Annotated in this window: 15 protein-coding genes; 12 read left to right on the forward strand and 3 right to left on the reverse strand. The window is 67.4% G+C overall.

Going from position 1 to position 13,446, the window contains the following annotated elements:
• Positions 1-21: 21 nt before the first annotated feature.
• The 6 genes from AW272_RS01125 (at position 22) to AW272_RS01150 (ending at position 6,178) form a co-directional block, all read left to right on the forward strand.
• The gene (locus AW272_RS01125; RefSeq protein WP_066360151.1) at positions 22-447 is read left to right on the forward strand and encodes a hypothetical protein; all 426 of its coding nucleotides are present in this window, start codon (positions 22-24) and stop codon (positions 445-447) included.
• Positions 448-651: 204 nt separating this feature from the next.
• Entirely contained in the window at positions 652-1,170 is a 519-nt protein-coding gene (locus AW272_RS01130; protein WP_066360152.1) for a hypothetical protein, read from the forward strand.
• A gap of 44 nt (positions 1,171-1,214) precedes the next feature.
• A complete protein-coding gene (locus AW272_RS01135; RefSeq protein WP_083957801.1) occupies positions 1,215-2,384 on the forward strand; it encodes a cytochrome P450 in 1,170 nt (389 codons plus the stop codon).
• Between the two features lie 26 nt (positions 2,385-2,410).
• A complete protein-coding gene (locus tag AW272_RS01140) occupies positions 2,411-3,004 on the forward strand; it encodes a copper resistance CopC family protein (protein WP_066360153.1) in 594 nt (197 codons plus the stop codon).
• A gap of 459 nt (positions 3,005-3,463) precedes the next feature.
• Entirely contained in the window at positions 3,464-5,545 is a 2,082-nt protein-coding gene (locus AW272_RS01145) for a bifunctional copper resistance protein CopD/cytochrome c oxidase assembly protein (RefSeq protein ID WP_157518116.1), read from the forward strand.
• Between the two features lie 9 nt (positions 5,546-5,554).
• Positions 5,555-6,178 carry a hypothetical protein gene (locus tag AW272_RS01150; RefSeq protein WP_066360156.1) on the forward strand — a complete coding sequence of 208 codons (624 nt, stop codon included), beginning with the start codon at positions 5,555-5,557 and terminating at the stop codon, positions 6,176-6,178.
• A 213-nt stretch (positions 6,179-6,391) separates the two neighbouring features.
• Here the strand turns inward: AW272_RS01150 and AW272_RS01155 are convergent, their stop codons facing one another.
• A complete protein-coding gene (locus tag AW272_RS01155) occupies positions 6,392-6,778 on the reverse strand; it encodes a hypothetical protein (RefSeq protein WP_066360158.1) in 387 nt (128 codons plus the stop codon).
• Between the two features lie 284 nt (positions 6,779-7,062).
• On the opposite strand from AW272_RS01155, the gene AW272_RS01160 reads away from it, so the two are divergent.
• From AW272_RS01160 to AW272_RS01175, 4 genes are all read left to right on the forward strand, one after another.
• Positions 7,063-7,308 (forward strand): hypothetical protein, encoded by a 246-nt coding sequence (locus AW272_RS01160; RefSeq protein ID WP_066360160.1) that lies wholly within the window; start codon positions 7,063-7,065, stop codon positions 7,306-7,308.
• Between the two features lie 15 nt (positions 7,309-7,323).
• Entirely contained in the window at positions 7,324-8,244 is a 921-nt protein-coding gene (locus AW272_RS01165; protein ID WP_066360162.1) for an NUDIX hydrolase, read from the forward strand.
• A 119-nt stretch (positions 8,245-8,363) separates the two neighbouring features.
• Entirely contained in the window at positions 8,364-9,356 is a 993-nt protein-coding gene (locus AW272_RS01170; protein ID WP_083957803.1) for a permease, read from the forward strand.
• Positions 9,357-9,361: 5 nt separating this feature from the next.
• A complete protein-coding gene (locus tag AW272_RS01175; protein WP_169807470.1) occupies positions 9,362-10,033 on the forward strand; it encodes a TIGR03943 family putative permease subunit in 672 nt (223 codons plus the stop codon).
• Positions 10,034-10,111: 78 nt separating this feature from the next.
• Here AW272_RS01175 and AW272_RS01180 read toward each other — a convergent pair whose 3' ends face one another.
• Positions 10,112-10,834, reverse strand: a complete 723-nt coding sequence (locus tag AW272_RS01180; RefSeq protein ID WP_066360167.1) for a CHAP domain-containing protein — start codon at positions 10,832-10,834, stop codon at positions 10,112-10,114.
• Between the two features lie 325 nt (positions 10,835-11,159).
• Here AW272_RS01180 and AW272_RS01185 point away from each other — a divergent pair, with 325 nt between their 5' ends.
• Positions 11,160-12,194 carry a S66 family peptidase gene (locus tag AW272_RS01185; protein ID WP_066360168.1) on the forward strand — a complete coding sequence of 345 codons (1,035 nt, stop codon included), beginning with the start codon at positions 11,160-11,162 and terminating at the stop codon, positions 12,192-12,194.
• Here AW272_RS01185 and AW272_RS01190 read toward each other — a convergent pair.
• Positions 12,178-12,474: a hypothetical protein gene (locus AW272_RS01190; RefSeq protein WP_218010754.1), complete on the reverse strand. Its 297-nt coding sequence runs from the start codon at positions 12,472-12,474 to the stop codon at positions 12,178-12,180. The two genes, AW272_RS01185 and AW272_RS01190, sit on opposite strands and share 17 nt — an antisense overlap.
• A 158-nt stretch (positions 12,475-12,632) precedes the next feature.
• Here AW272_RS01190 and AW272_RS01195 point away from each other — a divergent pair, with 158 nt between their 5' ends.
• A complete protein-coding gene (locus tag AW272_RS01195; RefSeq protein ID WP_066360170.1) occupies positions 12,633-13,424 on the forward strand; it encodes an SDR family oxidoreductase in 792 nt (263 codons plus the stop codon).
• Positions 13,425-13,446: the final 22 nt, after the last annotated feature.

Here is a 13,446-nt window from a genome sequence, read left to right on the forward strand (position 1 = left end):
GGCGCTCGATAGCGTGTTCGTATGAGTTACGGCATCAGCTTCCTGCGCCGCGAGCCCGGCCAGACCTGGCACGACGCCCACGAGGCGCTGGCGACCCGGGCCCCCGAGACCGTCGACTACGCGGTCTGGTCGGTCGTCGCGGTCGCCGCGCACGGGGTGCTCGGCGTGGCCTCGGAAGACCTCCTGAACTGCGAGGTCACCCAGCTCTCCACTGGCCTCCAGGCCGCCTGCTACCTGGGCCAGTGGAGCGTCTCGGTCCCCTACTGGCCCTCGGGCGAGGCGGCTGGGGAGCTCGCGACCCAACTGCGCGCGGTCTCCGAGATCATCGAACGTGCGACCGGGCTGACGGCCTACGACCCCCAGATCGGCGCCATGCTGTCGGAAATCGACGACCTCGCGGGATCGGCCGCACCCTTCGACCTGACGGCAGCCCCTTGCGGCAGCTGACGGCGCGACACGGATCGGGGCTGAGCGGCTGCCGTTGCCGTTGAACTGGTGAGGGCCGGGCGTTGGGTTCTTCTGCCGGGTGGTTCGAGCTCTTGTTCCGTCTGCTGACGGCTCGACGCTGTTCTCGCTTCGGCGCGGAAGTGGCTCTGTCTTGATCGGCTCTGGCAGCCGGATGTCTGGTGCGCGTGCGATGATTGCGGGGCTATGTCTGCGGCGCTGCCCTTTCGTCTCGCCCGTGCCACGGTGTTCGCCGTGGTGTGTTCGGGGCTTGCCGCTGTCGCCCACGGCTTCGCCGGTGGATCGGTCACCGCTCCAGGGTTGTCTCTCGCGTTCGGCCTCACGCTGGTCGCCGCGTTTCCGCTGAGTGCGCGGGAGCGCACCGCAGCCGGGATCGTGCCCGTCCTCGGGATCATGCAGGTTCTGTTGCACCTGCTCTTCTCGGTTCTGCACGTCTCCTCGCCCGAGCGCCTCGCCGGCCACCTGCACATGCCGAGTCTGAGCATGATCGTCCTGCATGTCTGGGCGGTCGTCGTCACCGCGTGGTGGCTGGGCCGGGGCGAGGAACTGTTCTGGACGCTGCTGCGCCGTCTGGGCAGCCGGATTGTCCGCGTTCTGTCGCTTCCGCGACCTCTTTCGGTAACAGGCGTTCCCGTGCTGCTCACGTCGGTTGTCGTGAAGAGCACCTATCGTCATCCTGTCGAAGGGCGTGGCCCACCTCTCTGAGGCCGTACGCACCTTCCACCCTTGACGATGAGGAACCACGTGTAATGTCCGATTCCGAGTTTCCGCTTGTGCAGTTCCTGCGCGACCGGATGGATCCCATAGCCGAGCTGTCCCAGATCCGCACCGAACGCGCCGTTCATCCTTTGACCATTCCGGGCGGCTCGACGGTGTGGCTGGTGACCCGATACGAAGACGTACGGGCTGTGCTGGGTGACACCGCGCGGTTCAGCAACGACTTCGGCAACATCACCGGCATGGGGTCGAATCAGGACGACCCGGGCGGCCTGGGGTTCAGTGACCCTCCTGTGCACACGCGGCTGCGCCGCATGCTCACGCCCGAGTTCACGATGCACCGCCTGCGGCGGCTCGAACCCCGCATCACCGCCATCGTCAACGAGCAGCTGGACCTGATCCAGAAGGAAGGCGCGCCGGCCGACCTCGTGCCGTCGTTCGCGCTGCCCATCCCGTCTCTCGTCGTCTGCGAACTGCTCGGCGTCCCTTACGAGGATCGTGCCGACTTCCTGCGCTTCTCGACCGACCGGTTCGACTTCTCCGCCGGTCCTGAGGCCTCTCTGCAGGCCATCAACGACGCCATGGCGTATCTGACCGAGCTCGTCGCGCGGGAACGCCGCGCGCCCGGCGACGGTCTGCTCGGGGCGCTGCTGCGGGAGCACGGAGACGACGTCACCGACCGTGAGCTGGCCAGTCTCGCCGACGGCCTGCTGACCGGCGGCCACGACACGACCACGAGCATGCTCGCGCTCGGCACTCTCTGGCTGCTGGAGAACCCCGAGTTCCTCGCTCTCGTACGCGACGGCGACGACCACATCGACCAGGTCGTGGAAGAGCTGTTGCGTTACATGACCGTCGTCCAGGTCGCGTTCCCGCGTTTCGCGCGTGAGGATCTCGAACTCGCCGGGCAGCCGATCGCGAAGGGCGAAATGGTGCTCTGCTCGCTGTCGGCGGCCAATCGCGACGCGATCCTCGGCGAGAACATGGACACCGCCGACCCGAACCGCCGGGAACTCAAATCCCATCTCGCCTTCGGCCACGGCATTCATCGATGCATCGGCGCCCCTCTGGCGCGGATGGAAATGCGCGTCGCCTACCCCGCCCTGCTGCGGCGTTTCCCCGGCCTCCGACTCGCGGGCGAACCGGCGTATCGCCAGGTCGCGATCGTCTACGGCCTCGACTCGCTGCCGGTCGAATGGTGACCTGACTCCATCGGACGGAGTTTTTCATGCTGCTTCGCAAAACGGCGGCCGTCATCCTCCTGGCGGCCGCCACGCTCCTGCCCGCATCGTCGGCGTTGGCGCATGACGTACTGAAATCCAGTAACCCGAAGGAAAACGCCAAGGTCGAGAAGCTGACCGAGGTGGTGCTGGAATTCAGCAGCAAGGTCAGTTTCCCGAAGGTCGTCGTCAACGGCCCCGATGACAAGAACTACGCCTCAGGGGAGGCCGAGCGCGACGGTAACAAGGTGACCCAAGCGGTGTCCGGGCCGTTGCCGGCCGGGAAATACGTGATCGCTTACCGAATCGTGTCGTCGGACGGACATCCGAGGACGGGCGAGGTCCCGTTCACGGTGCTCGCCGCGGAGACACCGTCGGAGTCCCCGTCCCCCGAACCCTCGGAAACGGCCCCCGCCACGACGGAGCCGACGCCGGTGGCGGTGCAGACGCCGCAACCGGTGGCCGCCACCCCGCAAAGCGCCGCCGAAGACGCGGACTCCGGCGGGGGCAGCGGGTTCATCATCCTGGCGATCGGCGTGGGCGTGGTCGCGGTGGCGGCCGTGGTCACGGCGACGAGACGGAGACCGAACAAGGGCGACTGACGCGCCTTCCCGGCACCTGACGGCCGTACGGTGATCGGGTTCTGGGACGGCGTGATCTTCCCGGCCCGGCCAGTTCGGCGGTTGCGGCGAGCGCGCGGCTCCAGGGCTGTGGTCCTGGGTCGCCTGGCTGAGCCGGGGACAGGGTCGCCGGACATTCGAGAGGCAGCTTGATCTCGAAGGTCCGGTCGCCGATGTCGTCCAAGGATCGTGATCACCGGTGCCAACCGTGGGCTCGGCTTGGACATCGGGGCTCCTTGGGCCCGGTGCCGATTGTCCAAAAGGCGGGTGCGGCTCACCTTGGACAATGTGCTCGCCGTCTTCGTCCCGGTTGGCGCCGTTCCAGAAGTGTGTGCTTTGACCTTGCCCTGGAAGCGCATTTGTCGCTTTCATCCCATCAGCACGATCGTTAGCTTCACCCCCAGAAGTACTTTCACCGGCTTTACCCCCGGAAGGCTGGATATGAGGTTCCCCCCACGTGCCCAGGTGGCCGTCACCGTCGTCGCGACGGTCACGGTCCTGTTCGCGGTCCTCTGGTATGGCGGCGGGCGTCCCGCGGCGCTTGTCGAAGGGCTGCCCTCGCCGGGCCTGCTGACCGAATGGGGGCTCCCGTTCGTCAGGTTGCTGCACGACATCTGCGCGGTCGCGACGGTCGGACTGCTGCTGACGTCGGTCGCCTTCACCCGTGACGAGGAGATCCGCTCGCGGGCGCGGCGCGGGGTCGTGTGGTGGGCCTCCGGATGGGCGCTGACCGCGCTGGCCACGATCGCGCTGACGTTGTCGGACTTCCTCGGCCTGCCGGTCCACGAAGCTCTGGGCGCGGGGGTGCTGCAGACGTTCGTCCTCTACATCCCGCAGGGGCAGGCGTTCCTGCTCGTGGCCATGATCGCGATCGTGATCGCGGTCTGCGCCATGCTCCGGGGGGCCGAACTGGTGCTCCTGGGCGCTGCGATCTTCGCCGCGCTACCGCCCGCGTATGTCGGACATTCGGCCTCAGCCGCCGATCACAACCTCGCCGTGTCCAGCCTGATGCTGCACATCGGCGCCGCCGCCGTCTGGGTGGGCGGCCTGTTCGGCGTACTGACCCTGGTGCGGCGAGACCGCGACCTCGTGTGGGGTGTGCGCCGGTTCAGCACCGTGGCGCTGTGCGCCTACGCGGCGGTCGGTGCGTCGGGGCTGATCAACGCCTGGGTCCGGCTGGGCGGGCTGACGACACTGCTCGATTCTCGGTACGGCCTGCTAGTGCTCGCCAAGGTCGCGGCTCTGGCGGTCCTCGGCTGGTTCGGCTGGCGGCACCGGAAGGTGACGATCGCCCAGCTGGAGGCCGGTGCCCTGACTGCGGCCGGCCGGAAGGCGAACTCGGCAGATGGCGTGGACGCCAGGCCTTCCGAGGAGCAATCGCTCGAGGGAGATTTGCCCAATGGGCAGCGAGTTGAGGATCGACTGCCTGGGAACGACTCGGACGAGGCTGCGCCCTCTGCGGGCGATACGTCTGAGGGCGATACGTCTGAGGGCGAGCCGACCAAGGAGCATTCGGTGGCCGCCGATGACCGGTCTGTGGCGGTCGCTGACGCGGATATCTCGGTCGACGAGTCCGCGAAGGATGATCGTCGGCCCTTCCTTCGGCTGGCTGCCGTCGAGGTTGCGATCATGACCGCCACTATGGCGCTCGCCGTGGGGCTGTCGCGTACCGCGCCGCCGACCACCGCTGACATTCCCAACGTCAACCAGGCACTCGGCTACGCGCTGCCGCCCATCTCGCTCGACCGGCTCTTCTCCGAGTCCCGGCTCGACCCGATCCTGCTGCTCGGCGTCGCCGGGCTGGCGATCGCCTACCTGGTCGGGCTGCGCCGCCAGGTCTGGCCGGTCGGCCGCACACTGGTCTGGTTCCTGGGCCTGCTGGTTCTCCTCTACGCCTCCACGGGCGGTCTGTCCGCCTATGGCCCGGCGGTCTTCTCGGTCGTCTCGGTCGAGTACGCGCTACTCGGAACGCTGGCTCCCGCGTTGATGGCGTTCGGTGCGCCGATCAGCCTCGCTGAGGGGCGTGAGGTGCTGCCGAAGTTCCTCGCCAACCCGGCCGTCGCGCTCGGGCTCTATGTCGCCTCGCCTGTCTTCCTCTACGTTCTCGGTTTCTTCGAGCTCGCCCAGTCGAGCCACGCTCTGCACCTGACCGTGGTCGTCGTCCAGGTCGTGGCCGGGCTGGTGTTCTTCGTCGTGGTCGCGGGTGTGGATCCGCTGCCGCGCGCCGTGCACACGTACACGAGAATTCAGCTCGTCGGGATCGCGATCGCGGTGCAGGTCGCGGTCGCGGGGCTGCTGGTGTTCGGGCCTCTGCACGCTGAGGGCTGGTATGGCCTGGTCGCCGTCGACTGGGTGCCGGATCGGGCCGGCGACCAGCAGTTGGGTGCGCTGCTCGGGGCGGGGATCGCGCTGGTGGTGTTGCTGGGGGTGCTGGCGGCTCTGGTCGTCCGGGTCGTCGCGGCGCGTCGCCGAGTTTCGATTCTCAACGTACAAAAGGTGGACGATCTTCGGCAGAAGAAGTAACGTCGCCCCATGGCTGTCAAGGTAAGCCGCCGACCGGTACCCCCGCCTGCGCCGGCTCCGCGCAAGCCGTACCTCATCGCGGTGCTGCTCGTGATCGTGCTGGCCGCGGGTGTGGGCATCGGTTATCTGGTCGGGACTCCCGACGAGGTGGAGAAGATGCAGATCTCCGACCTCAAGCGGGACGCCGAGCAGATCAAGACGCTGACCGGCCAGGCCCGTGAGACGGTCGAGGAACTGGACAAGATCCTGCCCACCATGGCCGAAAGCGGGCCGCCGGACATCGCGGTGTGGCAGGAGACCCTTCGCAAAGCGGTTGAACGCCACGCTGAGACGCCAAGCGGGATGACCGAGACCAATGTGGCCAGAGGTGGCTTCAAGAGCGCGGTGAACGCTCTGTCGATCTCCGTCGACCTGCTCGCCGCGGCCCAGAAGCTGCCTGAGGCCGATCGGGCGACGTACGTCGAGCTGGCCACCCGGCAGCGCACTCTCGGCATCACGATCTGGTCGGTCGCCGCCACCCAGCTCGACCAGCTCAATGTCGAGGCCGGTTACGGCCACCAGCACGCGTACCTGTCCGGGGCGCCCGGTGAGGGCGCGATGCACGCGGATGATCTCCCGGAAGGCTCGGAGTGACGCTGGTCCTCCATTTGGCTCCGGCGGGTGAGGTCGCGTCCACCCGCCGGTCCGAAATTCGCCCATCGGGCGGCTGCGGCGGTGACCTGTGGCGATCGGACACCCCGATGGGGCGTTATGGGGCTGCGGCGTGCCGATGGACGTACGGATATTGACGCATCGGCGGCCCGGACGTAGGCGGGCCGCCGTTTATCGCAACCTCGCGGGACCGATCTATTCGGGGCTGCACCACTCCGCGACCGCGGCGACGAAACCCTCCGCCGTCGGCGCCGCCACCGAGAGCTGCTCGGCGGCGAACGTGGAGAACTGCATGGGGTCTTCGGGTGAAGAGAGGATCTTCTCGCAGACCTGGGAGCCGATGGTGAGGGCCTGCTCCTGGTTGGTCGCGAGAGCGGGGTCGATAGAGGCCAGTGCGGTGAAAAACGCCTTCTTCTGTGCTTCTGAAGGTTCGGGTGCGGCGGCGATCGTGATCTCCGTCGGGCTGGCCTGGACTGCGGCCGGAGGTGCCTCTGACGTCGCCGGGGTCGCCGTCTCCGCGTCTCCCGCGCATCCTGCGACGGCGATGACGGCAACAGCGAGAGTGGTAGCGAGTCGAATCATGAAAAATCACCCTAGCGCCCACCCTTCCCGTGGGAAGGGCGGGCGTGGATTGCCGTGCTATGGACAGCCCGCTGCCGTGTGTCGTGAAATGTCGACGAGTGCGGTTCGCAGGTGAGGAGCCATACGTTAGTCGTCCTATCCGGACGGGTCGGGAAGGATGTCTTACCAGTCCATAACGATCAGCCATCGGGCCCGTCACAACCAGCCGGTAGCAGTCCCGCTCAGGGTCAACTTCAGTCGGCGCCCCAGGTTAAAGGTGACAGGCGCGACAGGGAGAGATAACGATGCAACAGTGGCGCCGCTCGACCCCGCTACAGCAGGTGTGGCCGACTGACCGGTATGAGGTGAAGAGCACCAGACCGGCACCCGATTTCACATCTGTTGACCGATATCACTTCGCCGAACTGGCGCTGGAGTCGGCCGAGAACTTGATGTCGTCAGGGTGGGCCACCAATGTGACCGTCGTCCGGATCGACGACGGGGCCGTCCTTTTCGACCACAAGGCGGTGGTTCCGCTGGAGTCCTGGTAGCCGATTATTGACCTCATGGCAGCCAAGGATGGGGACGGCTGGGCCTCCTGCGAACGCGGTCACCAGCACTGGGGCGTCTACGGAGCGTCCGGCCTGCTCGTCGTGCACCACACGGCGAAGGGTCCCTTCGTCCTGATGCAGAAAAGAGCCCTGTGGAGCCACCACGGCGGAACGTGGGGGCTTCCCGGGGGTGCGATCGACAGTCACGAGGACGCGATCACCGGCGCGTTGCGTGAGGCACGTGAAGAGGCCGCCCTTCCTCGGGAGGCCTTGCGGGTGCAGGGCGTGTACCTAGATGACCACGGCGCCTGGACCTACCAGACCGTCATCGCGACGGCTGTGGAAAAGCTCCCCGTGCGCCTGAACCTGGAGAGCATCGCTCTCAGATGGGTGAGCCTGGCCGAACTGCCCCGCCGGCGTTTGCACCCCGGATTCGCGGAGACGTGGCCAGTGGTGAGCGAAATGCTGAAACCGCTGGTCGTGGTGGTCGACGCGGCCAACGTGATCGGCGCAAGGGCGGAACACGGGTGGTGGCGCGACCGGGCCGGGGCGACGTCGCGACTGCTGGCCGAGCTCGCCGATCTGGCCCGTGCCGGGGTGGTCGCTCCCGTTGAAGGACTGCCGTCGCTGACCCGGCGTTTTCCACAGATCGTCGTGGTTGTGGAAGGCGCGGCGCGAGGCGCCGCGGTTCCCGAGGGCCCGATTGATGTACGGGCGGCAGCCGGGAGCGGGGACGACGCGATCGTGGGCGTCGTCCGAGGAGCTCAGGAGTGGGAGAAGGTGCTGGTGGTGACGGCTGACCGGGGGCTGCGGGAGCGAGTGCTGGCCGAAGGCGCACTGGTGACCGGGCCGAAGTGGCTGCTGGGGCAGCTTCCCGGAGGTTCTGGCCGGGCGGGATCGTGGCCGGAACGTCGGGGGTTCGGTCGCGGGACATGACCAAAGCCAGTGGCCATGCGCGGTCTGGTGGTTTTCCACAGACGCTGTTTGTTCCGGAGTTTTCCACAAGTCCGCGTTGTCGCCTGTGGTGTGGTCGGTGATCTGGAAGCATCGAGCCCGTGGTCGAGCGTCTTGAGGTTCCCCCTGCCGAGGTTCCGCCCGCTGATTGGGGGCGGAAGGGTCAGCCGTCGTTCGGGCCGTGGGTGTTCATCGCCGTGCTCGGCCTGCTGTTGCTCGGGCAGTTCGTCTACGCGCCGTATCTGACCTCTCCGGCGCTCCAGACCTGGTCGACGGTCTTCGTCGCCATCTGCGTCCAGGCGCTGCCTTTTCTGGTCTTCGGGGTGCTGCTCTCTGCGGCGATCACGGCTTTCGTCCCGGCTTCCTTCTGGACTCGGGCGTTGCCCAAACGGGCGGCGCTGGCCGTGCCGGTGGCGGGGGTGGCGGGGGCCGTGCTGCCCGGGTGTGAATGTGCTTCGGTGCCGGTGGCGTCCGGGCTGATCTCGCGCGGGGTGACTCCGGCGGCGGCGCTGGCGTTCCTGCTGTCCTCGCCGGCGATCAATCCGGTGGTCATCGTGGCGACCGTGGTCGCGTTTCCCGGTCAGCCGATGATGGCGGTGGCGCGGTTCGTGGCGTCGCTCGCGGTGGCGGTGCTGGTCGGGTGGATCTGGCTGCGGTTCGGCAAGGGGGAGTGGCTGCAGGCGCGGCGGCACCACGACCACGCGAGTTTCGCCGAGGCCATGCGACACGACCTGCTGCACGCAGGCGGCTTCCTGGTCGTCGGCGGCATGGCGGCGGCCACGATGAACGTGATCGTGCCTCGCCAGTGGCTCAACGCGCTCGCCGACAACGTCTGGGTGTCGGTGCTCGCGCTGGCTCTGCTGGCGGTGATCCTGTCGATCTGCTCGGAGGCCGACGCGTTCGTGGCGGCCTCGCTGACCGCCTTCTCGCCGACCGCGCGGCTGGCGTTCCTCGTCGTCGGGCCGATGGTGGACCTGAAGCTGATCGCGCTTCAGGCCGGTACGTTCGGCCGCCGGTTCACCGTCAGGTTCGTGCCACTCACGTTCTCGCTGGCCGTGCTGGTCAGCGTCGTCACCGGGACGGTGCTGCTGTGAACCGGATGACCCAGAGCCTGCTGCTCATCCTGCTGGGCGGGGCGGTGTTGCGGATCACCACGGTGTCCAGCGAATACCTCAACTACGTCAAGCCGGGTTTCCGCTTCCTCCTGATCGCCGCAGGGGCGGTCGTGCTGATCCTCGGGGTGGCCGGGCTCTTCAAGAAGGAAGACGGCCATCGCGGGCCGGGGGTGGCCTGGCTGCTCACGCTGCCCGTGTTCGCGATCTTCCTGATCGCGCCGCCGCCGCTGGGCAGTTACGCCGCCCGGTCGGAGGATGCGCCCGCGCGACCGGCGGCGTCGGCGCTGACGGCATACACGCCGCTGACCAAGCCGGTCTCCGACATGACCATCGGTGAGTTCCTCGGCCGGGCGTGGGGTGACAGCACCCAGTCGATGGCGGGCAAACAGGTGAAGCTGACCGGGTTCGCGGTGCCGTCGAAGAAGGACGGGCAGTGGTATGTCGCACGGATGCAGATCGCCTGCTGCGCGGCCGATGCCGTACCGCTGAAGGTGGCGGTCCTCGGGATGCCCGCCCCGGAGGAAGACCAGTGGATCGAGGTCACCGGCACCTGGGTGCCGCCGAAGGAAGGCGCGCCTCCGCCGGGTACGGCCGCTCCGGAGATGACCGCGGTCGACGTGACCGAGATCCCGCAGCCGGTGGAGCCGTACGAATAGTGCGTCGACTCGTACAAAAAACGACCGGGGTGAACGCCGGGCAGGGGAATCCCGACGTTCACCCCGGTCGCGGGTGGGTCAGCGTTTGCCGCACGCGACCCAGGAAGGGAGGAGCTTCTTCCACGCGCCGCTCTTCAGGGCGCCGCTCTTCTTGGCGGCGGCCAGGCCGAGGGCGACGGGGAGCAGGAGAGTGCCGGCGGCAACGGGTTCCGGGGCGCCGGTCATCATGCCGTGGAAGTCGTCGGGGTTGGCCTTCTGGGCGGTCATCGACTGGGTCGTCTCGGCCGCGGTCTTCTTGGCGGCCAGCTTGACCGTGGCGGCCTTCTCCCTGGCCTGGTCCTTCTCGCGGATCTTCTCCGGGTAGCCGTAGCCGACGATCGCGCTGTCGGTCCGGGTCTTGGTGACGACCGCGTTGCTGATGTTGCCCTCGATCGTCTGGACGGTGTGGTCGTTGATGACCTTCTTGACCAGTCCGACGTGGTCGATGGCACTGATGTTCTTCGAGTGTCCCCAGTCGAAGAAGACGATCGCACCGGGGACGGGCGTGGTCCCCCAGGCGCCCTGGTCCTTGAACCACTGGGCGTGCTGCGGGGTGTAGCTGAACTGGCCGACGTCCTGCGCCTGGCCGGTCTGGTGCGCGGCCCAGGACACGAACATGTCGCACCAGGCGGCGTCCTTGTAGCCGGGCTTCTTGACGACGTTCTGGCCGAACCACTCGCCGAACTTGGATGATCCGTTGACCTCGGCGTAACCCATCTGGGAACCGGCCATGTTGATCAGCGCGTCAGCATAGTTCGTCATGGGAATCCTGAACGTTTCCGATCCGGTGAATCAACCGCGCCGCAGGCGGTAGATCGGATTCGCTCTCTGTAGACAGTGGGGCAGTTCTCGCTTTACCGGCGTGGGCACCGGAGAGGGGCGATCATTGCGGCAACTTTGGTCACGGATTACCGCGACAGGTCCCAATCTATCCACGCCAAAGCAGAGGTCAAACGGTTCGCGGGGTTCTTTACTCTTTACCTGGTTTATTGCTTTCGATGAAGCGTTTTTACCTTTGGCCAATTCCCTTGGAAACAAGGGGATCGCGTGCTCTGGGCCTGTCGGAGGGGGGTGGTAGCGTCGGCGGATGCTTTACCCAAGGAAGCCCCAGCAGGGTGATCGAATTGCCGTCGTCTCGCCTTCGGGAGGTCTCCCGGAGGTGTTCCCCATCCCGTTCGATCATGGTCTGAGTCGCCTCCGAGACCTGTTCGGCCTGGTCCCGGTGGAGTTTCCGACCACCAGGAGGATGGACGCGACGCCACAGGAGAGGGCCGCCGACATCACCGCCGCGTTCGCGGATCCCTCGATCAAGGCGGTCATCGCGGCCATCGGAGGCGATGACCAGATCACCGTCATCCCCTATCTCGACGACGAAGTGATCAAGGAAAACCCCAAGCCCTTCTTCGGGTACAGCGACAACACCAACCTGCTCGCACACCTGTGGCGGCTGGGTGTCGTGAGCTATCACGGGGGTTCGGTGATGGTGCAATTAGGCCGTGGCGGCGCCGTGCATCCGATCACCAAGGCGTCTTTACATGCCGCGCTTTTTACCTCCGGTCCATTCGAACTCGGCGAGTCCCCGGAATACGGGGATGTCGAGCAGGACTGGGAAGATCCGCGATTCGTTGATACCGAACCCGCGATGCAGGAATGCGCGGGCTGGATATGGCACAACGACGATCAGGTGGTCGAGGGCGTCACGTGGGGCGGCAATCTGGAGATCCTCACGTGGATGCTGGCCGCCGACCGCGACATCGCCGCGCCGGAGGCGTACGACGGGATGATCCTGGTCATCGAGACCAGTGAGGAGATGCCCTCGGCGACCGAGGTGTTCCGCATGCTGCGCAATCTGGGGGAGCGCGGGATCCTCGGGCGGTTCGCGGCGGTGGTGTGCGGGCGGGCGAAGACCTGGTCGTTCGAGAACCGCAACGGGCCTGACGCCAAGGCGCTCTACGCGCGGGAGCAGCGTGAGGCGATCCTCAGGGCGCAGGCCGCCTACGCACCGGAGGCGCTGGTGGTCTTCGACGTCGATCTCGGGCATACCGACCCGCAGGTGGTCATCCCCTATGGAGGGGTGATGCGGATCGACGGGCCGGCCCGGAAGATCACCGTGGTTTACTGACGGCGGCGCATTTGGCGTCCCACTCGGGGACTCGCAGCAGCGCCGGGTTCGCGACGCTCTCGCCGCGCGATCCGCTCGACGTGCTGGCGAACGCCAGGCCCTCGATGCAGATCCGGGCCACGTTGGGGAAGTTGTCCGCGTTGCGGAAGATCTCGACGTAGTCGACGTCGCCGATCTTGTCGGGCGGGGCGTTCTCGTTGCCGCCCCGGTCGCCTAACTGGTCCGAACAGCCGGTCAGCAGAAGTGCGGCGATCAGCGCGCCCGCGGCCTTGATCTTCACGTGCGCAGCCTCTCATAGCGGGACATGCCCGCCATGACGGGCTGCGCTTGCGGAGGCGCCGGACGCAGAGGCCGCTTGTCACTCGGGTCCAAAGTCCGAGGTCCGGCTCAGACCGTTGGCCGAGGTGGCGAAAGTGGGGCGTCCGTAGCCTCGGGCGCATGACCTTTCTCGTGACCGGGGCGACGGGGAAAGCCGGACGCCACGTCGTGGACCGGCTGCTGGCCGAAGGGCAGCGCGTGCGCGCGCTGACCCGGCATCCCGGCAAGGTGATCTTTCCCGCGCAGGTCGAGGTGGTGCGGGGCGATCTCACCGACCCCGATTCGCTGCGCGACGCCTTGCGCGGCGTCGTCGGCGTCCATCTGCTGACCACCGGCGGGGACGACTACGCCACCCTCACCACCGGCCCCGAGCTGGTGGCCCTCTTCGCGGAGGCGGACGTCCGGCGGGTCGCCCTGCTGTGGAACGGTCAGGTCGGACCGGTCGAGGAGGCGTTCGCCGCCGGCCCGGTCGAGTGGACCCGGCTGGAACCGACCGACTTCATGAGCAACACCCTCCAATGGCTTCCCCAGATCGAGAAGGGCCGGGTGGAGGAGGTGTTCGGGGATGTGCGGGTGGCGGTCGTCCACGAGGGCGACGTCGGTGCGGTGGCGGCGCGGGTCCTGATCGACGGAGGGCACGCGCGGCGGTCGTACACGATCACCGGGCCGGTCGGGCTGACGGCGCGGGATCGGCTCGCGGTGATCGGGAACGCGCTGGGACGGCGGCTGGAGTTCGCCGAGCTGAGCGAGGAGCAGGCGCGGGAGCGGTGGCGGGCGGCGGGGCACAGCGAGGAGCTGGTCGAGGTGCTCGCCGCGTGGCAGCGCACCCCGCACCCGGCCACCTCAGTGGTCAGTGACCTGCTGGGGCGGGAGCCGGTGCCCTTCGAACAGTGGGTCCGAGAGCGGTTCTGACGGTGCCGCACCAGCCGTAGCC

The sequence above is a fragment of the Herbidospora mongoliensis genome (assembly GCF_001570545.1).
Taxonomy (GTDB): Bacteria; Actinomycetota; Actinomycetes; order Streptosporangiales; family Streptosporangiaceae; genus Herbidospora; species Herbidospora mongoliensis.

Excerpts from the sequence above, each read along its gene's own strand:
- AW272_RS01125 (WP_066360151.1), top strand. The coding sequence starts at position 22 with ATGAGTTACGGCATCAGCTTCCTGCGCCGCGAGCCCGGCCAGACCTGG.
- AW272_RS01130 (WP_066360152.1), top strand. The coding sequence starts at position 652 with ATGTCTGCGGCGCTGCCCTTTCGTCTCGCCCGTGCCACGGTGTTCGCC.
- AW272_RS01135 (WP_083957801.1), top strand. The coding sequence starts at position 1,215 with ATGTCCGATTCCGAGTTTCCGCTTGTGCAGTTCCTGCGCGACCGGATG.
- AW272_RS01140 (WP_066360153.1), top strand. The coding sequence starts at position 2,411 with ATGCTGCTTCGCAAAACGGCGGCCGTCATCCTCCTGGCGGCCGCCACG.
- AW272_RS01145 (WP_157518116.1), top strand. The coding sequence starts at position 3,464 with ATGAGGTTCCCCCCACGTGCCCAGGTGGCCGTCACCGTCGTCGCGACG.
- AW272_RS01150 (WP_066360156.1), top strand. The coding sequence starts at position 5,555 with ATGGCTGTCAAGGTAAGCCGCCGACCGGTACCCCCGCCTGCGCCGGCT.
- AW272_RS01155 (WP_066360158.1), bottom strand. The coding sequence starts at position 6,778 with ATGATTCGACTCGCTACCACTCTCGCTGTTGCCGTCATCGCCGTCGCA.
- AW272_RS01160 (WP_066360160.1), top strand. The coding sequence starts at position 7,063 with ATGCAACAGTGGCGCCGCTCGACCCCGCTACAGCAGGTGTGGCCGACT.
- AW272_RS01165 (WP_066360162.1), top strand. The coding sequence starts at position 7,324 with ATGGCAGCCAAGGATGGGGACGGCTGGGCCTCCTGCGAACGCGGTCAC.
- AW272_RS01175 (WP_169807470.1), top strand. The coding sequence starts at position 9,362 with ATGACCCAGAGCCTGCTGCTCATCCTGCTGGGCGGGGCGGTGTTGCGG.
- AW272_RS01180 (WP_066360167.1), bottom strand. The coding sequence starts at position 10,834 with ATGACGAACTATGCTGACGCGCTGATCAACATGGCCGGTTCCCAGATG.
- AW272_RS01185 (WP_066360168.1), top strand. The coding sequence starts at position 11,160 with ATGCTTTACCCAAGGAAGCCCCAGCAGGGTGATCGAATTGCCGTCGTC.
- AW272_RS01195 (WP_066360170.1), top strand. The coding sequence starts at position 12,633 with ATGACCTTTCTCGTGACCGGGGCGACGGGGAAAGCCGGACGCCACGTC.